Below are 24,389 nucleotides of genomic sequence, written 5' to 3'. Positions count from 1 at the left end.
CATCGCCGCCCTTGTCGCGACCGTCGTGCTGCGAGTGCGCAACCGGCACTACCGGCTCGTCGAGGCCCGAGAGACCGCGGACGAGGATCACGACGGCGTCCCGGACGTCTACCAGACAGAGGGACGGCTCGATCCGGCGTGATGGTGCCAGCCGCGCACGTTCGGGTAGGGACTCCGCAGTAGGGTTGCACCGGGTAGGCGCGACCGCGTCATCACCAACGAGCACCGAGGAAGTGAGCCGATGAGCACGGATCCCCGGCAGGAGCGGACACTGGGCCAACTGGTCGCGTCCGCGACACAGGACATCTCGACGCTCGTTCGCAGCGAGATCGCCCTGGCCAAGGCTGAGGTCTCGGTTCAGGTCAAGAAGGCGGGCGTCGGCGGAGGCCTGCTCGCCGGAGCGGCCGTCGTCGGCTTCTACTCCGTCTACTTCATCTTCATCACGATCGCCGAAGGCATCCAGGCCCTGGGCCTGCCGCGCTGGCTCAGCTTCCTCATCGTCACCGTATTCATGCTGCTCGTCGCGGCCGTGCTGGCTTGGCTCGGCGTGAGGAAGATGAAGACCGTCAACCCGACGCCGGAGAAGACGATCTCCGAGGCGCAGGAGACGGTCGCTGCGCTCAAGACTGCAGCCGAGCACCCGGGGACCACGGTCCCCGCGCCGCGTCCCGCCTGGGACCGCAAGGATCTCCCGGCCGGAAGCACGTCCGCTCCCACCGCAGCCATGCCGGCCGTGTCGTCGGGCAACGGAACTGCGCCCACCGCGCCGAACCCGTCCCGCGACGCCTGAGCCGACACCCCTGACGACCTCCATGTCCGTCGACGCTGCGTTCGTCAACATCGACGGACCGTGGGAGCACCGCTACGTCTCCGCCAACGGAGCCCGCTTCCATGTCGCCGAGATCGGCGACGGACCGCTGGTGATCATGCTTCACGGCTTCCCGCAGTTCTGGTACGCGTGGCGCCACCAGATGGTCGCCCTCGCCGACGCCGGGTACCACGTGGCCGCGATGGACTTGCGCGGCTACGGCGGGTCCGACAAGCCGCCACGCGGCTACGACACCTACATGGCGACCCTCGACGTGGCGAGCGTCATCCGCGCGCTCGGCGAGAAGGACGCCGTCATCATGGGCCAGGGCCTGGGCGGGTGGATCTCCTGGTGCATGCCGACGCTGCGGCCTGACGTGACACGCGCCATCGCCTCGTTGTCTATGCCACACCCCCGGATCATGCGGCACGCGACCTGGAGCAACCCAAAGCAGCGTCGCGCCTCGGCTTGGATCGCCGGGCTGCAGAAGCCTTTTCGTCCCGAACGCGAGATGGCCTCATCGCACGACTACGTCGAGGGCCTCCTGCGCTCGTGGGCGTCCCCCTTCGGCAGCTTTCCCACGCCAGAGGACGTCTCCCGCTACGGCGACGGCATGATGATCCCCTTCGTGGCCCACTCGGCCGCGGAGCACTACCGCTGGCTCGGGCGCTCCTCGGTGCGCCCCGACGGCCCGCTCTTCATGCGCCGCATCCGTCACGCGATCCGCGTGCCGGTGCTCCAGCTCCAGGGCACTGACGACGGCTGCGTCATCGCGACCGTGACCCACGGTTCCGGTGCCTTCGTGCCCGGCGACTACCGCCAGGTCAAGGTCCCCGGCGCCGGACACTTCCTCACCGAGGAGGCGCCCGACAAGGTGAACGCCGCCCTCATCACGTGGCTCGGATCCCTTGCCTGACATGGAGCTCGAGCTTCCAGACGCCGGCGGGGTCACATGGTCCGTGTGCGTCCGTGACGGATCAGGTATGCCGTTGGGTGCCGTCGGCGCCGACGTGCCGTTGCGCACCGCCAGCGTCGGCAAGGTACTCCTCCTCGTCGAAACCGCCCGGCTCATCACGGCAGGCGAGCTCTCCCCCGACGAGCCGCTAACCCGGTCTGTGGACTTGTGGGTCGGCGACTCGGGCCTGTGGCACACGCTCTCGGTCGAGACGCTCCCTTTGATCGACGTCGCGGCCCTTGTAGGCGCCGTCTCAGACAACCTGGCGACGAACGTCTTGCTCCAACGAGTCGGGTTGGCCGAAGTCGCGGCTCGCGCCACGTCCCTCGGCCTGCGCGCCACCGCCCTCCACGACCGCGTTCGAGACGTTCGCGGCGACGACCATCCCGCCACGCTGTCGACCGGCGCCGCGGGCGAGCTCAGCGAGCTCATGAGTCGGCTGGCCAGCGGTACGGCGGCAGGACCTGACGCGGATCGCCTTGTCCGGCAGTGGCTCTCAGCCAACGTCGACCAGTCCATGGTCGGATCCGCGCTCGTCGAGCAAGGCGGCCTCGATCCGATCGCCCACCACTCGTCACTCGACCTTCCGACGACGTTCTGGAACAAGACCGGGACCGACGACGGAGTGCGCGCCGACGTCGGTGCCGTCACGGCTGGTGGCCGCACGGTCACGTGGGCCGCCATCGCCAACTGGGATCCCACGCCGGGCAGCACTCTCGACCACCTGACGGTCTGGGCGGTCCTGCGCGGCATGCGCCACATCGGCGAAGCGGTGCTCGCCACCCTCTGACCCGCCGGTCAATCGTTAGCGGCCGGGATGAGCAGCGAGAAGGTTGCCCCGCCGCCCGAGGTTTCGGTCACCTCGAGGCGGCCCCCGTGTGAACGGACGATCTGCGTCACCAGCGCCAGGCCGAGACCGACGCGTCGGCCGCCTGACGCGCCGTCGCCCCGCGAGAAGCGCCGCGACAACCGCTCGACGTCGGCGACCTCGACGCCGTCGCCGTGGTCGACGACGTCGACCCGAACCTGCCCGTCACCGACCGAGGACCGCACCTCCACACGAGACCCGCTGTCGGAGTGCGCGATCGCGTTGTCGACGAGGGCAAGCACCGAGCGGCGGAGGCTGGGGCCGACCCCGTCGACCGTACAAGTACCGACCCCACCCGCGCCCTCGTCGACGAGGGTGACCCCGCGGTCGGCGGCATACGGCGTCAACGACCGCACGACCTCCGAGGCCAGGTCGGCCAGGTCGACGTGCTCGGCCGGTTGCTCGGTGTGCTCGAGCTGCGCCGAGAGCAGGAGGTCCGAGACGACGTCGGCCATAGCCTGCGTGTCGTGGACGAGCTGGTCGACCTCGGCCAGACGCGTGCCGGCGGCCGGGTCGCGCGCGGCGTCGGCCGCGAGGTGCCGACGCAGCACCTGGGCCCGCGTGCTGATCACGGCCAGCGGCGTGCGCAGCTCGTGGGAGGCGTCCGCGACGAACTGGTGCTGCAGCTCCATCGCCTCCCCGAGCGGCCGGACGGCACGGCGCCCTGCGAGCAGACCCGTCAGCGCGGCGAGCAGCACGCCCAGGCCGCCCGCTACCGCTGTCGACACAAGCAGCCGCTGCTCCTCGCCGGCATGCAGGCGGATGTCGTAGACGGCGACGTAGCTGACGCCGTCGCGTCGGTCGACCCAGGCGGGCCACGACCGACCCTCCGCTGTGAAGGTCTTCTGGCCCGAGACGTCCTGGCCGACCGCAGCGATCTGCGTCGCAAGATCCGGGGGCATCGACGGGCTCTCCTCATGACCTGATGCGGTCAGCTTGGCCAGCCACGTCCCGGGCGGCGCGTCGATGACGTCGTCGGCCGTCCGCGCCGTCGTCTCCGTGCGTCCGCGGACCTCCGCCAGCTGCTGCCGGTCGAAGAGGACAGCCGCGCCGACGATGGCGAGCAGCACGACGAGAGCCGTGGTCGCACCGACCCGAAGCGCGACCGACCGGGACGCGTGCTTCAGCGGATCAGGGTCCGCCCGGCGCCGCCTCATGACGCCGCACTCAAGACGACGCACCGAGCCGGTAGCCGACGCCGTGCACCGTGTCGATGACGGCTTTCCCCAGCTTGCGACGCAGGTAGTAGACGTACGTGTCGACGGCCCCGAGCGTGTCGGCGTTGTCGAACGCCATGCTGAGGAGCTCGTCCCGGGTGAAGACCCGCGACGGCCGCCGGGCCAGCGTCTCGAGCAGCCGGGCCTCCCGGCCGGACAGCATCACCTCGCCGTCCCCGCCGACGAGCCGCTGCTGGCCGACGACGAGCCGGCGATCCCCGACGACGAGCTCGCTCGCGCCCACCCCGACCGGTCGCAGGAGAGCACGCAGCCGAGCCAGCACCTCCTCGACGTCGAACGGCTTCACGACGTAGTCCTGCGCACCCGCGTCCAGCCCCTCCACCCGATCCGCCACCGTGCCACGCGCGGTCAGAAAGAGCACCGGCGCCGTGAGCCCCCGCGAGCGCAGCCGCGTCACGAGGTCGACCCCCTCGATGCCCGGCAGTCCCCGGTCGACGACGAGCACGTCCCACTCGTCGACCAGGCCACGATGCAGCCCGGCCTGTCCGTCGCGGACGGCGGTGACGGCATACCCCTCCTCGTCGAGCAGCTCGGCGAGCAGCTGCGAGAGGTCCGGGTCGTCCTCGACGAGGAGCAGTCGCGGGCGCAGCGACGGAATGGTCATGGATGCACCCTTTCTGCCGGGTCTCATAACTTTCTGAGATCGCCTGACGACGATCGTCAACGTGAGCACCACCATCGCACCACACCGCGGGACCCCGAGCCGGGTCCGTCGCGCACTGCGCGCCGGGGCGGACTTCCGCCGGTGGCAGGCCCGCACGGGCGACCTGCTCGAGACCCTGGCCATCGCGAGCCTGCTCGCGGTCGCGGCACAGTTCCTGCTCGGCGGGGGCAGCCACGACCTCACGGCGGGCACGTCGAGCACCATGCTCATCGCCATCGGGCGGCTCACCGGCCTCGTCGCCATGGACCTGCTCCTCATCCAGCTGCTCCTCGCCGCCCGCGTGCCGTGGATCGACCGCGTCTACGGGATGGACCGCGCGCTCAAGGCCCACCGCATCCTCGGCCGCGTCACCGTCCCTCTCGTGCTCGTCCACGTCGGCGCCATCGTCCTGGGTTACGCGGCGCGGGACGAGCTCCACGGCCCGTTCGCCCCGGTCATCGAGTCCTTCCGGCTGCTCACCGGCGGCAGCGACCTTCTCTTCGCCTTCGGCGCCACGGCCCTGCTCGTGGTCATCGCCGTCACGTCGGTCAGCATCGCCCGCCGGCGCCTGTCCTACGAGTGGTGGCACCTCGTGCACCTGACGTCGTATGCCGCCGTCGTCCTCGCCGTGCCGCACGAGCTCTCGATGGGCTCGGACTTCACTGCGTCGCAGTGGGTTCGGACCTACTGGTGGACCCTCTTCGTCCTCGTCGCGACCAGCGTCGTGTGGTGGCGCGTGCTCGTCCCGATCGCCCGCAGCCTGCGTCACGGCCTGCGCGTCACCGACGTCGTCGAGGAGGCCCCCGGCGTGTGGTCGGTCCGCATGGAGGGGCGTCACCTCGACCGCCTCCCGGTCCGCGCGGGCCAGTACCTCAACTGGCGCTTCGTCAGCCCCCGCCTGCTCGCGACGGCCCACCCGTGGTCGATCTCGAGCGCTCCCGACGGGCGGCACCTGCGGATCACGGTCCGCGAGCTCGGCGACCACTCGAGCCGCCTGGCCCATCTGCGCCCCGGCACGCGTGTCCTCTTCGAGGGCCCCTACGGCGCCTTCACCGCCCGCCAGCGCGTCCGCCGTCGGGTCCTGCTCCTCGCCGCCGGCATCGGCGTCACCCCCGTCCGTTCGATCCTCGAGGAGCTCGTCCGCCACGGCCACGCCGGCCCCGGCGACGTCACCGTCGTCTACCGCGCCAACGACGAGTCACAGCTCGCCCTGCGCGACGAGCTCGAGCACCTGACCGCCGTCGGCGGCCACCGGCTGCTCCTGCTCGTCGGACCGCCCGTCGCGGGCTCGTGGCTCCCGCCCACGCACTCGGGTCACCGGGGCGCGCCCGTCCCCGACGCCGAGCGGCTCGCCGAGCTCGTCCCGCAGCTGCGCCGCCACGAGGCCTACCTCTGCGGCCCCGGCGGCTGGATGAACCTCGTGCACCGCTGCCTCCTCGAGGGCGGCATCCCCAAGGCCCACATCCACGACGAGAGGTTCTCCTGGTGAGAAAGGGAACGACCGTCCTCGTCGGCCTGGCCGGCGTCGTCACGCTGGGTGCGTCCTGGGCCAGCGGCCTGACGCCGAAGCACGCCACCGCCACCGCCACCGGCGTCCACGTCGTCTCGTCCGCCAAGGCCGGGACTCCCGTCGCCGCCGCACCCCCGCGGCCGTCGAGCGGTCCCAGTCCGTCGGGCGGCACGCAGGCATCCGGGGCGCCGTCCAAGGCCGCACCCCCGGCCCCCCGCTCGGGCACGGTCGACGGCGCCGTCGTCGACACGCAGTACGGCTCGGTCCAGGTGCGGGTCAGCTTCACCGGCCAGAAGATCACCGACGTCCACGCCCTCCAGCTGACCGACAGCTCGGGCACGTCCGTGTCGATCAGCGCCGGCGCCGCCCCGATCCTGCGCCAGGAGGCGCTGGACAAGCAGTCCGCGCAGATCGACGTCGTCAGCGGCGCGACCTACACGAGCGAGGCCTATCAGCAGAGCCTCCAGGCGGCGATCGACGCCGCCCACCTGGGCTGACGCCGCCCTCCACGAACGCGGTTCGTCGACCTACCCCTGGGGTCGGCAGACCGCCGCGGCCCGCCGATCTCCTCCCTGTGGTCGGCGGGCCGCATCTTTCGTCCTCGCGTGGGTTCGGTCTCGAGTGCACGTTCCGAGGTTGCGACGCTGGTTCGCCCACTGTCTGGGAGTTCCCTGCGAATAGGAACAACTCGGGCATAACACGCACATCGCCCTGCCATGATTCGCTCGCACCCATCCAGCTGGACGGTGCGCTCGCACACCTCTTCACCACAGGGAACCGTCCATGCCCTCTCGCCGCCTCTCCTCGGCGGCCCTGGCGCTGGCGCTCATCACGCCCGTCTCGGCCATGTCAGCGTCCGCCTCGGCGGCCTCCCCGTCGCCTTCGTCGAAGGGCAGGGTTCCAGCCGCGAAGCACCTGCCGCGGCCGACCCGGCACCAGGCGCACACCCAGGTTCACGAGCCACACACGGTGCTCGTGAAGTTCCGGACCTCCGCCCCGAAGGCCAGACGCGACAACGCCGTCACCTCCCACGGCGGCCGGGTTGCGCAGACACTTCCGGGCACCGGCTTCGTCAAGGTCACGACGGGCGGTCGCGCCGAGGACCTCGCGAAGCGCCTGAAGGCCGACCCGGCAGTGGCCGAGGTGACCCTGGACTACATCCGTAAGGCCTCCGCCACCCCGAACGACCCTTTCTACGTCTACCAGCACTACCTCGACACGGTGCGCGTGCCGACCGCCTGGGACCGGTCGACGGGATCGCCCAGCCAGGTCGTCGCGGTCATCGACACCGGCGTGGACGGCACCCATCCCGACCTTCGTGGGCGCACCGTCGCCGGCTACAACGCGATCACCAAGGCCGGCATCGCCGCCGGTGCCGCGAGCGACGACAACGGCCACGGCTCGATGGTCTCCGGCATCATCGCCGCCGGGACCGGCAACGGCGAGGGCATTGCCGGGGTGGCCTGGAACGCCGAGGTCATGCCGGTCAAGGTGCTCGACTCGAACGGAGAGGGCGCCGACTCCGACGTCGTCGACGGCATCAACTGGGCCGTGGCCCACGGCGCGAAGATCGTGAACCTCTCCTTGGGTGGGGACGCCGACAGCCCCGTCCTGCACGACGCCGTCAGCAGTGCCGTGGCCAACGGAGCCGTCGTCGTGGTCGCCGCTGGCAACTCGGGCGACGACGTGCCGCAGTACCCGGCCGCCTACCCCGAGGCCGTGGCGGTCGCGGCGACGGACACCGACGGAGCGCTCACCGACTTCAGCAGCTACGGCTCCTGGGTCGACGTCGCCGCCCCCGGCTTCGGCATCCTCTCGACGGAGATCGCGGACTCCTCCGGCAACGACAACTACGCCTACGGCGACGGCACGTCCTTCTCGGCGCCGATCGTCTCGGGCGTGGTCGCGCTCCTGCGCGCCCAGACGCCCACGTTGACCCCGGCGCAGGTCCTCGAGCGCCTCAGGTCCACCGCCCGTGATGCCGGCCCGCGCGGCATCGACCCCTACTTCGGTGCAGGCATCGTGGACGCCACCAACGCCGTGGGCGGCGGCTGGGCGCCGAGCTTCGGCCTGCCCGGCCTCGGCGCCGACGAGCCCAACGACGTCCCGAGCCGGGCGACGCCGCTCACCGGCACCATGACGGGGACCATCGGCGTCGAGGGCGACGCGGACTGGTACCGCGTCGACTCGACGACGACCCAGCCGCTGTCCGTGACCGTGACCCCTCCGGCGCTGGGCACGAGAGTGGCGCAGGACATCGACCCGGTGGTCTCGGTCTACGACTCGAACCTCCGGCCACTCGCCGTGTCCGACCACCACGGACCCGCCGATCCCGAGCTCGTCGGCTGGACAGCCACTCCGGGCACCTCCTACGTCGAGGTCCAGAACGTCAACGGCGCGCGGGACACGCGTCCCTACACCGTGTCGCTCGGCAGGCACCCCGGTCGCCTGCTCGACTCGCCCTCCTGGTTGGACCAGCCGACTCCCCAGGACGGGAGCACCGCCGTGGGAGACGTCACCGGCGACGGTCGTGACGACGTCGTCACCACCATCGGCTCGCACAGCGACCCTGTGACGCCCAGGGGGATCATCGTCTACGCGCAGACGAGCTCCGGCGACCTCGACGAGGGCACCTTCTACCCGACCGCTGACGACTCGCCGGTGATGCGGCTCGCCGTGGCCGACATGGACGGGGACGGGGCCGCGGAGGTGCTGGCCGGGACCTTCGACGGCCTGCAGGTCTTCCACCAGCAGACGGACGGCACGCTTGGGGCCCCGGGCCTCATCGCAGCGGCCACGGACCAGCAGTCAGATGTCGCGGTCGGGGACCTCAACGGCGACGGCAAGCCGGATCTCGTCACGGGCGAGTACACCAATGTGCTGACTCGCCAAGCGGACGGCTCGTTCGCCCAGGTCGCACACTTCCCGCTCACGACGTTCGACCTGTCGATCGCCGACGTCGACGGCGACGGCCGCCCGGACGTCGTGGGGACCGACGGTGCAACCGCGGTCGTCCTGCACAACGACGCCACCGGCTGGCGCCTCACCAAGCATCCCGTCACTCTCCCGACCAACTCGTCGGTCGGGGCGGCGCGCGTCCTCGACGTCAACCGCGACGGCCGCTCCGACGTGGTCGTCCTCGTGCGCAGCTCCGACGGACCGGCCAGCCTCGTCACGTTCCTGCAGGCGGCCGACGGCACCCTGCAGGCGCCGACCAGCACGACCATGCCCAGCTACAGCGAGACCCTCGCGGTCGCGGACGTCAACGGCGACGGGATCCCGGATCTCGTCACGTCGGGGACGGGGAAGGACGCGACCGTCTCGGTCCTCCCCGGACTCGCCGGCGGTGGCTTCGACGCGCCCCTGACCACCGACACGGGCGACTCCGTCTGGCCGGCCCGGCAGGGCGAGCTCTCCACCGGGGACCTCGACGGCGACGGGCACCCCGACGTGGCCCTCATGACGCGGACCGGTATCGCCGTGCTCCGCAACGCGACCACGGCCACTCCGCCCGGGCCGGACGGCTTGTGGGTGCAGGGCTCCACTCCCAGCGACGTCGCGTGGGGCGTGGCACCGGCGGCCGCACCGACCGTCACCTTCGCCCGTGACGTCAGCGCCTCGACGGTGACCGCCTCGACCATCAGCCTGGTCGACGGCCGGACGGGATCGGACGTGCCGGCTTCGGTCACCTACGACGCCGGCACACGCACCGCGACGGTCACGCCCACGTCGCCGCTCGAGAACGACGCGCCCTACCGCCTGACGGTGTCCGGCGTGACGGACGCGTCCGGCGCGACCATGGGCACGGCATACTCCTCCACCTTCCAGACCGTGGACCCCGCTCCCTCGGCGGTCGGCTCGTTCACGGCCACCGGCGCCGTGCGGGCTGCGACGCTGACGTGGAAGGCCACGGGGTCACCCGACGCGAACCGCTACCTCGTCCGGATGGCTGCGGGCACGACGCCTCCCGCCAGCATCACGAGCGGCACCGACGTCTACTCCGGCTCCGGCACGAGCGTCACGGTCCCGTACCTACCCCAGGGCAGCACCTACAGCTTCAGGATCTGGGCCCAGGACCGCTCCGGCACGCTCGGCCCGGCCTCCTCGCGCACGCTAGTGGGGACCGCCCCGACGATGTCGGCCACCGTCACGTCGCTGACCTACGGCGGCGCGGTGACGCTGAGCAGCAGGCTGACGCGTCGGGACACCGGCGCCGCCCTCGCCGGGGTCCCCGTCCAGCTCTACTGGCGCAAGGTCGGCACCACGACGTGGTACCTCCTGACGACGCCCACGACGAGCTCCACCGGCACCGTGTCCTTCGTCAGCCGGCCGGGGGCCTCGCTCGACTACCAGTGGGTCTACCGCGGTTCGGGCAGCTTCGTCGGCTCGAGCAGCCCCGCGGCGCGCGTGGGGGTCCGGACCACGGTCACCGGCGCCGTCAGCCGGAGCTCGCTGGCGCTGGGCGGCTCGTTCACGATCTCCGGGTCGGTCGCGCCGGCGCACGCCGGCCAGACCGTCTACCTCCAGCGGTATGCCGGCAACGGCGCCTGGACGAACGTGGCCAGCCGGACGCTGAACTCGACGAGCGCCTACGCGTTCGCGTTCAGGCCGGGATGGCGCGGCACCTTCACCTATCGGATGTACAAGCCGGCCGACGTGGACCACCTGGCCTCCTACAGCCCCAACCGTGTCGTCAAGGTCTACTGACCAATGGCGCGGGAGTCTGGTCGTGGCTCAGAGCCAGCGGTAGCGGCGCTCGGGTCGGCCCGTGGAGCCGTAGCGGAGCGTCACCTCCGCCTGTCCGAAGGAGACGAAGTGCTCGAGGTAGCGCCGCGCACTGACGCGCGAGATCCCCACGATCTCAGCGCATTCCGTCGCCGACAACGTCTCTCGTGACTCTCGCAGCGCCCGCTCGACCGACTCCGCCGTCTCCGCGCTGAGCCCCTTCGGCAGCACCGCGAGGGGCCCCCGCCCGACCGGCTGCGACGTGAACGCCGCGTCGATCTCGGCCTGCGTGAGGTCGTCGCCGAGGTCGCGGGCCCGCTCGGCGGCATACGTCAGCAGGCGCTGCTCGAGGTCGGCGAAGGCGAAGGGTTTCAGGAGGTAGCCGACGACGCCCTGCCGCACCGCGCCGCGCACGGCGTCGGCCTCCTTCGCCGCGGTGATGACGAGGACGTCGCACGTCTCGCCCGCTGCCCGCAGCTGCGCCACGACGTCGAGTCCGAACGCATCGGGCAGGTAGAGGTCGAGCAGCACGAGGTCGGGCTGCAGCGAGGCGACGAGGGCGAGCGCCTCGTCGCCGGTGCGTGCCGTGCCGATGACCTCGAAGCCGTCGACGCGCTCGACGAAACCCCGGTGGATCCGCGCGACCATGAAGTCGTCGTCGACGACGAGCACCCGAGTCATCACTTCTCCTCGCTGGTCAGGGGCACGAGCACGGGAACGGCCTCGACGGAGAGGCGGGCGACGAACTTCGCCCCCGTCGGGGTGCTCTCGACCTCGACCTCGCCGCCCCGACGTTGACAGATCAGGCGTGTCAGCGCCAGCCCGATGCCGCGCTCCCCCGCCCGGGCCGCCTTCGTCGTGTAGCCGTGGGTGAAGACCTCGGTCACGACCTCGGGCGCGATGCCCGGACCCGAGTCGACGACGCTCACCTCCAGCGAGCTGGCGTCCTGCCGGATCGTCAGCTCGACCCACTTGTCGTCGCCCTCGGACGATGCCGCCGCGTCGATGGCGTTGTCGACGAGGTTGCCGACCACCGCCGCCACGTCGGCCGAGTCACGCGGACCGATGCGCCCGAGCGAGGTGTCGTCCGAGACCCGCAGCTCGACGCGACGCTCGGTGGCCTGCGCGGCCTTGGCCATGACGAGCGCCGTCACGGCCGTGTCGCGGACCCGACGCGACACGGTGAGGTCGAGCTGGGCGCGGTGCTCGCTCACCGAGTCGACGTAACCCACGACCTCGTCGTACTCCCCGAGCTGGATGAGCCCCGAGATCGTGTGGAGCTGGTTGGCGAACTCGTGGGCCTGCGCCCGCAGCAGCTCCGTCGTGCTGCGGAACGAGCCGATCTCGCGCTCGAGGTCGGCGAGCTCGGTCCGGTCACGCAAGGTCGTCACCGACCCGAGCGGCCGACCGTCCTTGGTGACCTCCATGCGGTTCATGACGAGCACCCGTCCCCGGCGCAGCACCACCTGGTCGCGCGACGCGCCGGCCTCGCTCGCACCGTCACCGGCCTCGTTCTCGTCCGTGACACCCCGCAGCACGTCCCGCAGCCGCGGCCCGATCGGCAGGTCGTCCAGGCGCATCCCCACCGCGTGCTCCGGGAGGTCCAGCAGATGATGTGCGACGTTGTTGACCAACGTGATCCGCTCGTTCGTGTCGAGCGCCACCACCCCCTCCGCCAGGCCGAAGAGCATCGCCTCACGACTCTCCGCGAGCCCGGTGATCTCCGCCGGCTCGAGCCCGAGCGTCTGCCGCTTGATCCGCCGCGCGAGCAGCCACGACCCGACGCCGCCGAGCACCAGGGCGATGCCGAGGTAGGTCGGCAGGTACGACGAGTTGCCCTGCAGACGGTCCCAGGCAGACGGCATACGCACGGCGACCATGACGGTGCCGAGCTGGGCGCCGACGGGCAGCGGCGCCGACTCCGACGAGCTCGTCGGCGTGTAGAGCAGCGGGCTCTGCGCGACGAGCATCCGCTCCCCGCGGACGTCCATGACCCCGGTCCAGCTCGCCCCCTCACCGACGGCCGGCGCGCCGAGCGGGATGCGGGTCTTGTCGATCGTCGGGTCCGACGACACCCGCGCGACCTCGTCGGCGTCCGCGATCGTCACCGAGGTCACGTCGTACTGCGTCACGACCGACTGCACCACGGCCGGCAGGACGTTGACGACACCGCCCGGCCCCATCTCGGTGCGCACGATGGGGGTGCTCGCGAGCTGCTCCGCGATCGCCGAGACCCGACGGCCCTCGGTGCGGGTGAACGTCGCGTCCGACTGCGCCAGTGAGACGAGCGCGACCGTCACGAGGACACCGAGGAGGATGACCATCTGCACGACGAGCAGCTGCCCGGCGAGGGAGAGGCGACCGAAGCGGCCCGGTCTCTGCGTGACCAAAACGAACTCAACCTTCATTGCTGACACAAGGGCGACACGGCGTCGTGGCGCAGGCCACGATCATGCCGTTCCAGCCACAGAACGCGAAAGAGACCTCAACGATGAGCACTCGCACTCCCGCCCGCAGGTCCGTCCTGCTCGGCGTCACCGTCGGCGTCACGGCCCTGGCCCTCTCGGCCTGCGGCGCGACCGCGAAGAAGGACGACACCGCAGCCGGAGCCACCGGCGCCGCCGGCGGCTCCCCCGCCAACAACCTGCAGATCATGGTCCCCAACGCCCCCGGTGGCGGCTACGACACGACCGCGCGCACCGCGGCGAAGGTCATGGAGGCCGCCAAGATCACGAGCGCGATCCAGGTCTTCAACCTCCCCGGTGCCGGTGGCACCGTCGGCCTGCAGCGCACCGTCAACGAGAAGGGCAACGGCAAGCTCGCCATGCAGATGGGCCTGGGCGTCGTCGGCGCCGCCTACACGCAGAAGAGCAACGCGACGCTGAACGACACCACCCCGATCGCCAAGCTCATCGAGGAGGCCGGCGCGATCGTCGTGCCCAAGGACTCGCCCTACCAGGACGTCAAGGCGCTCGTCGCGGCGTGGAAGGCCGACCCCAAGAAGGTCAACGTCGGCGGCGGCTCGTCGCCCGGCGGTCCCGACCACCTGCTCCCGATGCAGCTGGCCAAGGCCGTCGGCATCGACCCCAAGACCGTCAGCTACATCGGCTTCGACGGCGGCGGCGAGCTCCTCCCGGCCCTCATCGGCGACAAGATCTCCTTCGGTGCCAGCGGATTCGGCGAGTTCCTCGACCAGGTCAAGGCCGGGCAGGTCAAGGTCCTCGCGGTGACGAGCGACAAGCGCATCGCCGCCCTGCCGAACGTGCCGACCCTCAAGGAGTCCGGCATCGACCTCGTCTTCACCAACTGGCGCGGCATCGTGGCCCCTCCCGGCATCTCCGAGGCCGACAAGGCCACGTGGATCGACGCGTTGACGAAGATGCATGCCTCGCAGGGCTGGAAGGACGAGATGACCAAGCGCGGCTGGACCGACGCCTTCGTCACCGGCCCGGAGTTCGGCACGTTCCTCAAGGAGCAGGACGCATCGGTCGCCGAGATCCTCACCACCCTCGGGCTCGCGAGCTGACGATGTCCGACACGACGTCCGACTCGCTGCCCGACGCCACTCGCGACGGAGTCACGACGAAGACCGGCAGGGACCGCGCACAGTACGGCCTGTGCGCGGCCCTCGCCGTCCTCGGCGTCCTCCTGCTCGCCGACGCCGCCCGCATCGGGCACGCGACGAGCAGCAACGACCCCGTGGGCCCCCGCCCCGTGCCGATCATCCTCGGCCTCCTCCTGCTCGTGACCGCCGTGCTGTATGCCGTCGACGTCTTCCGCGGCGGCGTCGGCAGTGCCGAGGAGGGCGAGGACGTCGACCTCTCGACCGGCTCCGACTGGAAGACGCTCGGCCTGCTCGCCGCCTTCTTCATCCTCAACGCCGTGCTCATCGAGCCGCTCGGCTGGGTCATCAGCGGCACGATCCTCTTCGCCGGCTCGGCCTTCGCCCTGGGCAACCGCCACCACGTGCGCGGCCTGCTCATCGGCCTGGGCCTCGCGCTCGCCACCTTCTACGCCTTCGCCATCGGGCTCGACGTCAACCTGCCCGCCGGCGTGCTGCAAGGAATTCTCTGATGGACAACTTCGCCAACCTCATCGACGGGTTCGGCCACGTCCTGACCCCGATGAACCTGCTCTTCGCCCTCATCGGCGTCACGATCGGCACGGCCGTCGGCGTCCTGCCGGGCATCGGCCCCGCCATGACCGTCGCGCTGCTGCTGCCCGTCACCTACGGCCTCGAGCCCACCCAGGCGCTCATCATGTTCGCCGGCATCTTCTACGGCGGCATGTACGGCGGCTCGACGACCTCGATCCTGCTCAACACCCCGGGCGAGTCCTCCTCGGTCGTCACGGCCATCGAGGGCAACAAGATGGCCAAGGCCGGCCGGGCCGCGCAGGCCCTGGCCACCGCCGCCATCGGCTCGTTCATCGCCGGCACCATCGGCACGCTGCTGCTCGCCCTGCTCATGCCACAGGTCGTGAAGTTCGCGGTCAGCCTCGGGGCGCCGGAGTACTTCGCGATCATGCTGCTCGCCTTCGTCGGCGCCAGCGCCGTGCTCGGCAGCTCCCGCATCCGCGGCTTCGCGGCCCTACTCATCGGCCTCTCGATCGGCGTCATCGGCATCGACAAGGTCACCGGGCAGCAGCGCATGACCTTCGGCGTCGCCCAGCTCGCCGACGGCATCGACGTCGTCGTCGTCGCGGTCGGCATCTTCGCCGTCGGCGAGGCGCTCTGGGTGGCGGCCCACCTGCGGCGCAAGGCCGCCGGCGTCATCCCTGTCGGTCGGCCGTGGATGGGCCGCGACGACTGGGGCCGATCGTGGAGGCCGTGGCTGCGCGGCACCGCCTTCGGCTTCCCCTTCGGCGCCCTGCCCGCCGGCGGCGCCGAGATCCCGACGTTCCTGTCCTACATGACCGAGCGCAAGCTCTCGAAGCGTCCCGAGGAGTTCGGCAAGGGCGCCATCGAGGGCGTCGCCGGGCCGGAGGCCGCCAACAACGCCTCTGCTGCAGGCACCCTCGTGCCGATGCTGGCGCTGGGCCTGCCGACCAACGCGACCGCGGCCATCATGCTCGCGGCCCTGCAGGGCTGGGGCCTCGAGCCCGGACCGCTGCTCATGGAGAAGCAGCCGGTCCTCGTGTGGACCCTGATCGCGAGCCTCTTCGTCGGCAACACGATGCTGCTCCTGCTCAACCTGCCGCTCGCACCCGCCTGGGCCAAGCTGCTCCAGATCCCGCGCCCCTACCTCTACGCCGGCATCCTCTTCTTCGCCTCGATGGGGGCGTATGCCGTCAACGCCCAGCCGTTCGACCTCTTCCTCCTCCTGGGGCTGGGGCTCGTCGGGTTCGCGCTGCGCCGGTTCGGGCTGCCCGTCCTGCCGCTCATCATCGGCGTCATCCTCGGGCCGCTGGCCGAGCTGCAGGGCCGTCGGTCGCTCCAGCTCTCGGGCGGCGACATCAGCGGGCTCGTCGGTGGTCCGGTGGCCTGGGTCTGCTTCGCGATCATCGCGATCGTGCTCCTGTGGCCGCTCGTCGCCAAGCTGCGCAGCCGCGGTCGCGACCACGACGGCGGGCCGGGCTCCGGCACGACAGCAGCCGTCCCCACCGCTGCGGAGGTGACGGCATGAGCATCCTCGTCGGCTACATCCCCACCCCGCAGGGCGAGGCGGCCCTCGCCGCCGCCATCGCCGAGGCCAAGGCGCACGACGAGTCGGTCCTGGTCCTCAACATGTCGCGCGACGACAAGCTCGTCGACGCGCACCGCGCGGCAAGCTCGGACCTGGACCGTCTCGACGCCGACCTCGCCGAGTCCGGCGTGTCGCACGAGGTGCGGCGCATCGAGCACGGCACCGACCCCGCCGACCAGATCCTCGAGGTCATCGACAGCGAGAACCCACGGATGCTCGTCATCGGCGTCCGGCACCGCAGCGCCGTCGGCAAGCTGCTCCTCGGCTCCACCGCGCAGCGGCTGCTCCTCGACGCCACCTGCCCGGTCCTCGCCGTCAAGGCGGACTGAGACACACGGCATTCCGGCGCTGAGCGCCGGCTCCAGCCACACCGTCGAGTGCCCATGTCCCCCGCGTGGGGACGTGGGCACTCGACGTCTGGGGGATCAGGCCGGAGGCCGCGAGACGCCGACGTGGCGGGCCACCTCGGCGAAGCCGGCCCGCTGGTAGAGCCCGATCGCCGGACCTCCGTCCTCGGCGACGATGACGAGCTGCCCGACCGCCGGGTCCTCGAATGCCCACTCCCCCGCGGCCCGGACGAGCGCGCCGGCGAGCCCGCGCCGCCGGTGGCTCTCGAGCGTCACGACCTCCTGGTAGCGGGCCAGGTCGCCGAGCCGCACGATCCCGAGCCGGGCCACGAGCCGGTCACCGTGGAACGCCCCGAACCATCGGGCGCGCCCGGACGCGACGAGGCCGCGCTGGGCGGCGACGCGACGCCGCTCGAAGACGAGGCGCCCCTCGCGCTGCGCCTCGGAGGTGTCGCGGGCACCGACCTGCGCCGACTGATCCCAGTCGTCGTCCGTCGCGAGCGCCCGGAGCTTGGAGCCGGCGCTCAGCGCCGGAATGCCGTCAGGGGCGTCCGCGGCCGTCGGCACCGCCGTCGTGGCGAGGTCGACGTCGCTCTCGACCTCCCAGCCGCGCGCCGCCCAGGCGTCGGTGTCGCCGCTGTCCTGGGCGAAGCCGACGGCGCGGTGCTGCGCGTCGGGGAACTCCTCCTCGAAGCGCGCGACCCACCGGTCGACCTCTGCTGAGCGCGCCTCGCCCAGGACGAGCACGAAGTTGCCCCACCAGAAGGTCGGGTTGGCCTCGGTCCGCACGACGAGGTGGTCACCGTGGTCGGTCACGGTCGATCCCTGCAGCCGGAGCAGCTCGAGGTCGGTGGTCAGGCCGGGGCTGTCGAGACGCATCTCCTGATCATGACGCACCCCCAACCCCAACCGTCGAGAGGCCACGTTGTGCCGCCTGCCCCACGTCGAAAGGCCACGGACACCCGACCACCTCTGGCCTCTCGACGGTGTCACCCCGACAACATGTGGCCTCTCGACGGTTCAGGTCGGGCGGGGTGGCGTCGCGTGGTGGGCGCAGGCAGGTCAGCCGGAGACGCAGGCGCCGGTGGCGACCGGGGCCCCGGCCGACGTGCCCTCGTCGAGGACCGGCTTGGCCTCGGCGAGCGTCAGGGCGTAGCCCGTCGCGTTGTCCTCGAGGGACTTGGCGAAGATGACGCCGACGACCCTGCCGTTGGTGTCGAGGAGCGGGCCACCGGAGTTGCCGGGTTGCACGACCGCCGCGAGCGAGTAGATCTCGCGCACGACACGCTCGCGGCCGTAGATGTCGAGCCCGCGGGCGTCGAGCTTGGCGCGCACCCGGGCCGAGACGACGTGATACGGACCGTCGAGCGGGTAGCCCGGGACGGCCGCGGAGTCGCCGCGCTGGAGCTCGCCGCCGAGCTGGAGCGGAGGTAGCGGGAGCCCCGGCACACTGAGCACCGCGAGGTCGCGCCGCGGGTCGAAGACCACCACCCGGGCGCGGAGCGTCTCGTCGCCGCCCTGCACGCGCACCTCGTCGGCGCCCGCGACGACGTGGGCGTTGGTGACGATGAGTCCCGGGGACAGCACCCAGCCGGTGCCCTCCTGTCCGCGCTGGCAGGACTGGGACTGGGTCGTCACCTTGACGACCGAACGACCTGCCGTGCGGATCGCCTGCGACCGCGCGACCGCCGCGTCGGGAGCCGGGACCGGCGTGATGGGCTCAGGCGCAAGGCCGCCGAACACCTGGGGGAAGCCCTGGCTCGACAGGAAGCCGCGGAAGCCAGCGAAGACCTGACCGGTCTCCTCGGGGACGACCGAGTTGACGACCTGGAGCACCTTCGACTCGGCCATGGCCTTCGACAGAGCGGGGTTGCCGGCCGTGCGCAGCGCCCCGCCGAGGAACCAGATGATGAGGCTCGCCGCGAGCGTCACGACGACCGCACCGAGCACCGAGTCGACGCGACGCAGCGACGTCTGGCCCACGCGCTGCCTGATGCGACCCCCGACGAGACCGCCGAGGAACTGACCGAGCCAGCCGAAGGCGACGACGCCGAGCAGGAGCACGATCACCCGGGTGCGGTCGTTGTCGGCAACGGACGGCCAGTGGGCGAGCAAGTCGGGCAGCCGCCACACCGCGATCATGGCGAAGGCGAAGAAGCCGACGAGCGAGAAGACGCTGTGGATGAGCCCCTGCCGGTACCCCGAGAACGCGTAGGCGAGCAGGAGCAGGACGAGGGCGACGTCGAGGAGGACGCTGCCGCTCACGGGCGCCTCCCCGCGAGGTAGCGATCCGGCAGCGGTCGCAGGACGTCGGCGTCCCACGGCTGCGCGAGACCGCCGAGCTCGAGCACGCTGCTGATGAGCCCGGCCGTGAAACCCCAGAGGAGCAGGTGGTCGAGGTCGAAGCCCGGCCCGACGTAGCCCGAGGGGTGCGTCACGGAGAAGCGCGTCGCCGGGTCGACGAGGTGCGACACCGGCACGGAGAGCACGTCGTGCACCTCGGCAGGGTCACGCACCCCGATGGGCGAGGGCTGCGCCCACCACCCGAGCACCGGCGCCACGACGAACTGCGCCGGCGCGAGGAAGAGCGAGGGCAGCTGCGCCACGACCTCGACACCAGCCGGATCGACGCCCGTCTCCTCCTCGGCCTCGCGCAGGGCCGTCGCGACGAGGTCGTCGTCCTCGGGGTCGCGCGAGCCGCCGGGAAAGGCGATCTGGGCCGGCTGGGTGCGCATCGTGTGCGAGCGCTCGATGAGGACGACGTGCTCACCGTCGTCGTCGGCGCCCGCGGGCGGTGGCCCGAAGAGGATGAGCACCGCCGACTCCCGGCCGCCCTCCTCCGGGGGCAGGAAGCGTGAGAACCACTCTGGGGCAAGGCCTTCGAGCCGCACTGCGACGTCGTCCATCCACGCGGGGCGCGCGACCGTCCCCGCCCCGAGCGTCGGGGAGGGCTCGATGGAACCGGACCTGCCGGCATACGCGATCCGGCTGACCACGTCGGTCACTTCGGCGCCAGCTCGTACTTCAGGAGCTTCGCCGCCTTGTCCGGGTCGGTCTCGCCGGCACCGTAGCTCGGGCACCAGCGCGCGACCGGGCACGCCCCGCACGCCGGCTTCTTCGCGTGGCAGGTGCGGCGGCCGTGGAAGATCACGACGTGGCTGAGCATGGTCCAGTCCTTGCGCATGAACAGCCGGCCGACCTCGTGCTCGACCTTGACCGGGTCCTCCTCCTCGGTCCAGCCGAAGCGGCGGGCGAGGCGACCGAAGTGCGTGTCAACCGTGATGCCGGGGATGTCGAAGGCGTTGCCCAGCACGACGTTCGCCGTCTTGCGGCCGACCCCGGGCAGCGTCACGAGGTCCTTCAGGCGCGGGGGCACCTCGCCGTCAAAACGTTCGACGAGCGCGATGCCGAGCTTGATGAGCGAGTCGGTCTTGGCGCGGTAGAAGCCGGTGGGCTGGATGATCGTCTCGAGCTCGGTGCGGTCGGCGTTCGCGTAGTCCGCGGCCGTCGGGTACTTCGCGAAGACGATCGGTGTCACCTTGTTGACCCCGACGTCCGTCGTCTGCGCCGAGAGGATCGTCGCGACGAGCAGCTCGAGCGGCGTCGAGAAGTCGAGCTCGCAGTGCGCGTACGGGTAGCGCTCGTGGAGGGAGCGGTACATCTTGCGGGCGCGGCGCGTGCGCGAGACCGGGGTCTCGTCGTCGACCACGAGGGCTCGGGGGGACACGGACGACACTGTATGCCGCCCGGCTGGGTCCCGAGCTCCGCGTCCCCTTGTACAAGGTTTCGCGTGAGGGAAACCCCGGGTGGGTACGTCTTGCGTGCACGAGAGGAGTCCGACATGTCAACGGATACGCGCACGCAAGCACCGACGCCGACGGAAACCGTCCGGCTGCACGTGCCGGACGACCAGCACCACGGGCTCGAGACGACCCTCGACCTGCTCGCCGACATGGACCTGGCGCACGCGTCCGAGGCCGACGTCGTCCGGTCCCTGGAGCTCATGGTGACGCACGCCGAGTTCCCTTGCCTGGGCGCCAAGTCCGTCTTCCGGCGCGGGAACCTGGCCCACGTCGTCCTCGACGACATGGCCAGCCCCGACGTCCCCGCGCAGCTCCTCGAGCGGTTGCGCGCCTTCGCGTCCGCCATCGAGGGCGAGGGCGGCTTCCACTCCTTCATCGCGACCTTCCGCGGACCCCTGCCGAGCAGCGAGGCCGACTTCGAGGCCTCACTCTTCGGGCTGCTCCAGCGTCTGCACGACGCCGACGACGAGTCGTGGGCGCCCGGGGTGGGCTCTGACCCCAACGACCCCCACTTCGCCTTCAGCGCCGGCGGAAGCGCGTACTTCATCGTCGGTCTGCACCCGGATGCGTCGCGCGTGGCGCGCCGGGCACCGCTGCCGACCCTCGTCTTCAACCCGCACGCCCAGTTCGAGGAGCTTCGCGCCGAGGGCCGCTTCGACGGCATGCGCACCACGATCCGGCGGCGGGACGAGGACCTCCAGGGCTTCATCAACCCGATGGTCGCCGACCACGGCGACAGCACCGAGGCGCTGCAGTACTCCGGGCGTCACCACGCGAACGGCTGGGAGCCGCCGCTCGAGGTGAACGCAGCCGCCGACATCGCCCTCGACGAGCACCTCGACGCCCGCACCTTCGACCACACCTTCGACCACACCGGCACACCTTCCGACACTCACCAGGGGAACAGGCATGACGATCTCTCAGGACGCACGACCCGGCAGGACTGACCGGCACTTCGGACCGGGCGGGCCGGTGGTCCAGCCACCCGGCGGCTACCGTGACGGGATGACCCTGACGCGGCTTGCCCCCCAGACCGGCACGGCCTTCCTCCTGCGTGCCGGGCAGCGCCTCACGGTCGTGGACCCGACGGGCGAGCAGGTCAGCGACTTCTTCGCCGTCATGGACGACGACCGTGACGAGTGGCTGAGCTCGGGACGCACCATCGACTACGCCAACTCGACCGCCGTGACGACCGGCAGCGTGCTCTACAGCAACCGCAGCCGGCCGATGGCCACCGTCGTCGAGGACACCTGCGGGCACCACGACCTGCTCCTCACGCCGTGCTCGCAGCAGACGTTCGACCTGCTCTACCCGGAGTTCGAGGGGGCCTACCACCCGAGCTGCTTCGAGAACCTGGCGACGAACATGGCGAGCTTCGGGGTCGACCCCGACCGGATCTCGACGACGCTCAACATCTTCATGAACGTGTGGGCCGAGCGGAACGGCGAGCTGCACATCGACCCGCCGACCTCGCGGGCCGGGGACCGCTTCGTCCTGCGGGCCGAGGCCGACCTCGTCGTCGGCCTGACCGCCTGCTCGGCCGAGAAGTCGAACAACGGCGTGTGCAAGCCGATCGACTTCAGCATCGACGACTGACCGCGCGGGGCGCGCGCGTTCGACCCGCAGCGCGAGTTGCCCATGGTGGCGGGGTGACCGCGCGGACGACGTGGCACACTGACCCCGTGGATCTCGACGTGGTGAGGCGCGCCCCCCTGTTCAAGGCTCTGGACGACGAGGCGGCCTCCGCGCTGCAGTCGGAGATGAGCCGGTCGCACATGGAGCGCGGCGACGTGCTGTTCCACGAGGGCGACCGGGGTGACACGCTCTACGTCATCGCCGAGGGCAAGATCAAGCTCGGCCGCACGAGCCCCGACGGCCGCGAGAACCTCGTCGCCATCCTCGGCCCCGGCGAGATGTTCGGCGAGCTCAGCCTCTTCGACCCGGGCCCGCGCACGATGACGGCCACCGCCGTCGCGGAGACGCAGCTGCTCGGTCTCGGCAACGAGTCCCTGACGGCGATCCTCACCGGGCGCCCGGAGGTGTCCAAGACCCTGCTCGCTGCGCTCGCCCAGCGCCTGCGCCGCACCAACGCCCACCTCGCCGACCTCGTCTTCACCGACGTCCCCGGTCGCGTGGCCAAGGCGCTGCTCGACCTGTCCGAACGTTTCGGGCGTCCGGTCGAGGGCGGCATCATGGTCTCCCACGACCTCACCCAGGAGGAGCTCGCGCAGCTCGTCGGCGCCTCCCGCGAGACGGTCAACAAGGCACTCGCCGACTTCGCCACGCGCGGCTGGCTGCGGCTCGAGGCGCGCGCGGTACTGCTTCAGGACGTCGAGCGGCTCAAGCGCCGCGCTCGCTGAGGACGGCGAGTTCGACCCAGCAGCACGGTCGCTCGAGGTTGCCCAGCAGCACGGTGCTCAGCGCTCGAGCACCCAGCCGTCCGGGCCGTTGACGACGATCCGGTCGGCACGATCCGCTGCGGCAGCGACGAGGACCGCGTTGGCCTCGTCGCTCTGATCGACCCACGCCGCGGCCTGCGCCTGTTCCTTGCCGAAGGTCACGTGCCGCTCGACGAGGCGCGACCGGCGCACGTCGTCGTCCCCTGAGACGAACCAGACCTCGGCGAGGTGCTCGCGCGCCCGCTCCCAGCGAGCCTCGGGAAGCAGCAGGTAGTTGCCCTCCGTGACGACGAGCCGCGCCGACGGCGGCACGACAACCGCAGCGGCGAGGGGCTGCTCGAGGGTGCGGTCGAAGCCGGGCGCGTAGACCCACGAGTCGGGTTCGTCGACGATGCGCCGGAGCAGGTGAACATAGCCATCGGCGTCGAACGTGTCCGGAGCACCCTTGCGCGAGCGCGACCCGAGCCGGTCGAGCTGCACGTCGGCGAGGTGGAAGCCGTCCATCGGCACGTGCGCGACCCAGCCCGCCCCCTTCCGAGCGGCGACGGCCCCGACGAGCGCGTCGGCCAGGGTCGACTTGCCCGCGCCCGGCGCCCCCGCGATGCCGAGCAGGGCCCGGCGCCGGTCACCGACGAGCGCCACGGCCGCGTCCGCGAGCTGCCCGATGCTCATCCGTGCTCGCGGAGGTACTCCAGCTGGGCCTGCACCGACAGCTCGGCCGCCGGCCAGACGCTCCGTGGCACGTCGGCGTACACCTGCTCGACGACGTCGTATGCCGTCTGCGCACCTCGGGCGACCGCGCCTCGCACCTGGTCCAGCCGTTCCGCGCGGTGCCGCAGGTAGAAGGTGACGGTCGCGGCGGCATCGGCGACGAACGGCCCGTGGCCCGGGAGGAGGCTCGTGACGGCCCCGGACCGGGTCAGGGCCTCGATGCGGTCGAGCGAGATGAGGTAGGACTCGAGGCTGCCGTCGGGCCACGCGACGACGGTCGTGCCGCGACCGAGGACCATGTCGCCTGTGAGCAACGTGTTGTCCGCCGGCAGGACGAAGGAGAAGGAGTCGCTCGTGTGACCGGGCGTCGGGGCGGCGAGGATCTCGAGGCCGCCGACCGTGATGGTCTCGCCGGCGCGCAGGTCGTCGTGGCCGCGCCCGAACGCCCGGACCGGCGCACCGGTCAGCTGGTGGAAGCGGTCAGCGCTCTCGGCGTGGTCGTCGTGGCCGTGGGTGAGCAGGGTGAGGGCGACGCGACGACCGGACTCCTCGACGCGGCGCAGCACCGCCTGGAGGTGGCTCTCGTCGAGCGGGCCCGGGTCGACGACGACGACCTCGTCGGACCCTGGCTCGGCGAGCAGCCACGTGTTGGTGCCGTCGAGGGTCATCGGCGAGGGGTTGGGGCACAGCACGCACTC

23 protein-coding genes are annotated in these 24,389 nt (G+C 71.5%); 13 read left to right on the top strand and 10 right to left on the bottom strand.

The window, feature by feature from the left end; translation table 11 throughout:
• Positions 1–241 precede the first annotated feature (241 nt).
• Genes AC1DIW_RS17645 through AC1DIW_RS17635 form a run of 3 tightly spaced genes read left to right on the top strand, consistent with a single transcriptional unit; the run spans position 242 to position 2,553 of the window.
• Positions 242–790 (top strand): phage holin family protein, encoded by a 549-nt coding sequence (locus AC1DIW_RS17645; RefSeq protein ID WP_478109803.1) that lies wholly within the window; start codon positions 242–244, stop codon positions 788–790.
• Between the two features lie 22 nt (positions 791–812).
• A complete protein-coding gene (locus tag AC1DIW_RS17640) occupies positions 813–1,724 on the top strand; it encodes an alpha/beta fold hydrolase (protein ID WP_478109802.1) in 912 nt (303 codons plus the stop codon).
• A 1-nt stretch (position 1,725) separates the two neighbouring features.
• A complete protein-coding gene (locus tag AC1DIW_RS17635) occupies positions 1,726–2,553 on the top strand; it encodes a serine hydrolase (protein ID WP_478109801.1) in 828 nt (275 codons plus the stop codon).
• Between the two features lie 8 nt (positions 2,554–2,561).
• On the opposite strand, the gene AC1DIW_RS17630 is transcribed toward AC1DIW_RS17635, so the two are convergent.
• Complete coding sequence (locus AC1DIW_RS17630; protein WP_478109799.1) at positions 2,562–3,788, bottom strand: sensor histidine kinase; 1,227 nt, start codon at positions 3,786–3,788, stop codon at positions 2,562–2,564.
• A gap of 10 nt (positions 3,789–3,798) precedes the next feature.
• Entirely contained in the window at positions 3,799–4,473 is a 675-nt protein-coding gene (locus tag AC1DIW_RS17625; RefSeq protein WP_478109797.1) for a response regulator transcription factor, read from the bottom strand.
• A 61-nt stretch (positions 4,474–4,534) separates the two neighbouring features.
• Between AC1DIW_RS17625 and AC1DIW_RS17620 the strand changes: the two genes are divergently transcribed.
• The 3 genes from AC1DIW_RS17620 (at position 4,535) to AC1DIW_RS17610 (ending at position 10,729) form a co-directional block, all read left to right on the top strand.
• On the top strand, positions 4,535–6,001 hold the full coding sequence (locus tag AC1DIW_RS17620; RefSeq protein ID WP_478109796.1) for a ferredoxin reductase family protein: 1,467 nt from the start codon (positions 4,535–4,537) through the stop codon (positions 5,999–6,001).
• Entirely contained in the window at positions 5,998–6,519 is a 522-nt protein-coding gene (locus tag AC1DIW_RS17615; RefSeq protein ID WP_478109794.1) for an FMN-binding protein, read from the top strand. The genes AC1DIW_RS17620 and AC1DIW_RS17615 overlap by 4 nt, the downstream gene beginning before the upstream one ends.
• 286 nt (positions 6,520–6,805) lie before the next feature.
• Complete coding sequence (locus AC1DIW_RS17610; protein ID WP_478109792.1) at positions 6,806–10,729, top strand: S8 family serine peptidase; 3,924 nt, start codon at positions 6,806–6,808, stop codon at positions 10,727–10,729.
• A gap of 27 nt (positions 10,730–10,756) precedes the next feature.
• Here the strand turns inward: AC1DIW_RS17610 and AC1DIW_RS17605 are convergent, their stop codons facing one another.
• Both AC1DIW_RS17605 and AC1DIW_RS17600 read right to left on the bottom strand, forming a co-directional pair.
• Positions 10,757–11,428 carry a response regulator gene (locus AC1DIW_RS17605; protein ID WP_478109790.1) on the bottom strand — a complete coding sequence of 224 codons (672 nt, stop codon included), beginning with the start codon at positions 11,426–11,428 and terminating at the stop codon, positions 10,757–10,759.
• Entirely contained in the window at positions 11,428–13,137 is a 1,710-nt protein-coding gene (locus tag AC1DIW_RS17600) for a sensor histidine kinase (protein ID WP_478109788.1), read from the bottom strand. The genes AC1DIW_RS17605 and AC1DIW_RS17600 overlap by 1 nt, the downstream gene beginning before the upstream one ends.
• Positions 13,138–13,238: 101 nt before the next feature.
• Here AC1DIW_RS17600 and AC1DIW_RS17595 point away from each other — a divergent pair, with 101 nt between their 5' ends.
• The 4 genes from AC1DIW_RS17595 to AC1DIW_RS17580 are packed head-to-tail and all read left to right on the top strand — an operon-like array spanning position 13,239 to position 16,760.
• Positions 13,239–14,273, top strand: a complete 1,035-nt coding sequence (locus tag AC1DIW_RS17595) for a Bug family tripartite tricarboxylate transporter substrate binding protein (RefSeq protein ID WP_478109787.1) — start codon at positions 13,239–13,241, stop codon at positions 14,271–14,273.
• Positions 14,274–14,275: 2 nt separating this feature from the next.
• Positions 14,276–14,821: a tripartite tricarboxylate transporter TctB family protein gene (locus AC1DIW_RS17590; RefSeq protein WP_442280868.1), complete on the top strand. Its 546-nt coding sequence runs from the start codon at positions 14,276–14,278 to the stop codon at positions 14,819–14,821.
• On the top strand, positions 14,821–16,371 hold the full coding sequence (locus AC1DIW_RS17585; RefSeq protein WP_478109785.1) for a tripartite tricarboxylate transporter permease: 1,551 nt from the start codon (positions 14,821–14,823) through the stop codon (positions 16,369–16,371). The genes AC1DIW_RS17590 and AC1DIW_RS17585 overlap by 1 nt, the downstream gene beginning before the upstream one ends.
• Complete coding sequence (locus AC1DIW_RS17580; protein WP_478109783.1) at positions 16,368–16,760, top strand: universal stress protein; 393 nt, start codon at positions 16,368–16,370, stop codon at positions 16,758–16,760. Before AC1DIW_RS17585 ends, AC1DIW_RS17580 begins: the two co-directional genes overlap by 4 nt.
• Positions 16,761–16,856: 96 nt before the next feature.
• Here AC1DIW_RS17580 and AC1DIW_RS17575 read toward each other — a convergent pair whose 3' ends face one another.
• The 4 genes from AC1DIW_RS17575 to nth all read right to left on the bottom strand — a co-directional run bounded on the left by AC1DIW_RS17575 (position 16,857) and on the right by nth (position 20,439).
• Positions 16,857–17,657: a GNAT family N-acetyltransferase gene (locus AC1DIW_RS17575; RefSeq protein WP_478109781.1), complete on the bottom strand. Its 801-nt coding sequence runs from the start codon at positions 17,655–17,657 to the stop codon at positions 16,857–16,859.
• A 183-nt stretch (positions 17,658–17,840) separates the two neighbouring features.
• Positions 17,841–19,043, bottom strand: coding sequence for a MarP family serine protease (locus AC1DIW_RS17570; protein WP_478109780.1), 1,203 nt, complete (start codon positions 19,041–19,043; stop codon positions 17,841–17,843).
• Complete coding sequence (locus AC1DIW_RS17565) at positions 19,040–19,783, bottom strand: NUDIX hydrolase (protein ID WP_478109778.1); 744 nt, start codon at positions 19,781–19,783, stop codon at positions 19,040–19,042. Before AC1DIW_RS17565 ends, AC1DIW_RS17570 begins: the two co-directional genes overlap by 4 nt.
• Entirely contained in the window at positions 19,780–20,439 is a 660-nt protein-coding gene (gene nth, locus AC1DIW_RS17560; protein ID WP_344255962.1) for an endonuclease III, read from the bottom strand. Before nth ends, AC1DIW_RS17565 begins: the two co-directional genes overlap by 4 nt.
• Positions 20,440–20,619: 180 nt before the next feature.
• On the opposite strand from nth, the gene gntA reads away from it, so the two are divergent.
• From gntA to AC1DIW_RS17545, 3 genes are all read left to right on the top strand, one after another.
• Complete coding sequence (gntA, locus tag AC1DIW_RS17555) at positions 20,620–21,528, top strand: guanitoxin biosynthesis heme-dependent pre-guanitoxin N-hydroxylase GntA (protein WP_478109775.1); 909 nt, start codon at positions 20,620–20,622, stop codon at positions 21,526–21,528.
• Positions 21,529–21,586: 58 nt separating this feature from the next.
• Positions 21,587–22,177, top strand: a complete 591-nt coding sequence (locus AC1DIW_RS17550) for a DUF1989 domain-containing protein (RefSeq protein WP_442280875.1) — start codon at positions 21,587–21,589, stop codon at positions 22,175–22,177.
• Positions 22,178–22,263: 86 nt separating this feature from the next.
• Entirely contained in the window at positions 22,264–22,941 is a 678-nt protein-coding gene (locus AC1DIW_RS17545; protein WP_030203573.1) for a Crp/Fnr family transcriptional regulator, read from the top strand.
• A 57-nt stretch (positions 22,942–22,998) separates the two neighbouring features.
• Here AC1DIW_RS17545 and AC1DIW_RS17540 read toward each other — a convergent pair whose 3' ends face one another.
• On the bottom strand, positions 22,999–23,652 hold the full coding sequence (locus tag AC1DIW_RS17540; RefSeq protein ID WP_478109771.1) for a nucleoside/nucleotide kinase family protein: 654 nt from the start codon (positions 23,650–23,652) through the stop codon (positions 22,999–23,001).
• Positions 23,649–24,359, bottom strand: coding sequence for an MBL fold metallo-hydrolase (locus AC1DIW_RS17535; RefSeq protein WP_478109770.1), 711 nt, complete (start codon positions 24,357–24,359; stop codon positions 23,649–23,651). Before AC1DIW_RS17535 ends, AC1DIW_RS17540 begins: the two co-directional genes overlap by 4 nt.
• Positions 24,360–24,389 lie beyond the last annotated feature (30 nt).

Source organism: Terrabacter sp. 01T434 (assembly GCF_056398545.1).
This window is presented reverse-complemented; position numbering and strand designations above follow the sequence as displayed.

Coding starts and splice junctions, on each gene's coding strand:
- AC1DIW_RS17550 (WP_442280875.1), top strand. CDS start 21,587: ATGACCCTGACGCGGCTTGCCCCCCAGACCGGCACGGCCTTCCTCCTG.
- AC1DIW_RS17580 (WP_478109783.1), top strand. CDS start 16,368: ATGAGCATCCTCGTCGGCTACATCCCCACCCCGCAGGGCGAGGCGGCC.
- nth (WP_344255962.1), bottom strand. CDS start 20,439: ATGTACCGCTCCCTCCACGAGCGCTACCCGTACGCGCACTGCGAGCTC.
- AC1DIW_RS17605 (WP_478109790.1), bottom strand. CDS start 11,428: ATGACTCGGGTGCTCGTCGTCGACGACGACTTCATGGTCGCGCGGATC.
- AC1DIW_RS17625 (WP_478109797.1), bottom strand. CDS start 4,473: ATGACCATTCCGTCGCTGCGCCCGCGACTGCTCCTCGTCGAGGACGAC.
- gntA (WP_478109775.1), top strand. CDS start 20,620: ATGTCAACGGATACGCGCACGCAAGCACCGACGCCGACGGAAACCGTC.
- AC1DIW_RS17635 (WP_478109801.1), top strand. CDS start 1,726: ATGGAGCTCGAGCTTCCAGACGCCGGCGGGGTCACATGGTCCGTGTGC.
- AC1DIW_RS17535 (WP_478109770.1), bottom strand. CDS start 24,359: ATGACCCTCGACGGCACCAACACGTGGCTGCTCGCCGAGCCAGGGTCC.
- AC1DIW_RS17645 (WP_478109803.1), top strand. CDS start 242: ATGAGCACGGATCCCCGGCAGGAGCGGACACTGGGCCAACTGGTCGCG.
- AC1DIW_RS17630 (WP_478109799.1), bottom strand. CDS start 3,788: ATGAGGCGGCGCCGGGCGGACCCTGATCCGCTGAAGCACGCGTCCCGG.
- AC1DIW_RS17640 (WP_478109802.1), top strand. CDS start 813: ATGTCCGTCGACGCTGCGTTCGTCAACATCGACGGACCGTGGGAGCAC.
- AC1DIW_RS17610 (WP_478109792.1), top strand. CDS start 6,806: ATGCCCTCTCGCCGCCTCTCCTCGGCGGCCCTGGCGCTGGCGCTCATC.
- AC1DIW_RS17585 (WP_478109785.1), top strand. CDS start 14,821: ATGGACAACTTCGCCAACCTCATCGACGGGTTCGGCCACGTCCTGACC.
- AC1DIW_RS17575 (WP_478109781.1), bottom strand. CDS start 17,657: ATGCGTCTCGACAGCCCCGGCCTGACCACCGACCTCGAGCTGCTCCGG.
- AC1DIW_RS17595 (WP_478109787.1), top strand. CDS start 13,239: ATGAGCACTCGCACTCCCGCCCGCAGGTCCGTCCTGCTCGGCGTCACC.
- AC1DIW_RS17540 (WP_478109771.1), bottom strand. CDS start 23,652: ATGAGCATCGGGCAGCTCGCGGACGCGGCCGTGGCGCTCGTCGGTGAC.
- AC1DIW_RS17590 (WP_442280868.1), top strand. CDS start 14,276: ATGTCCGACACGACGTCCGACTCGCTGCCCGACGCCACTCGCGACGGA.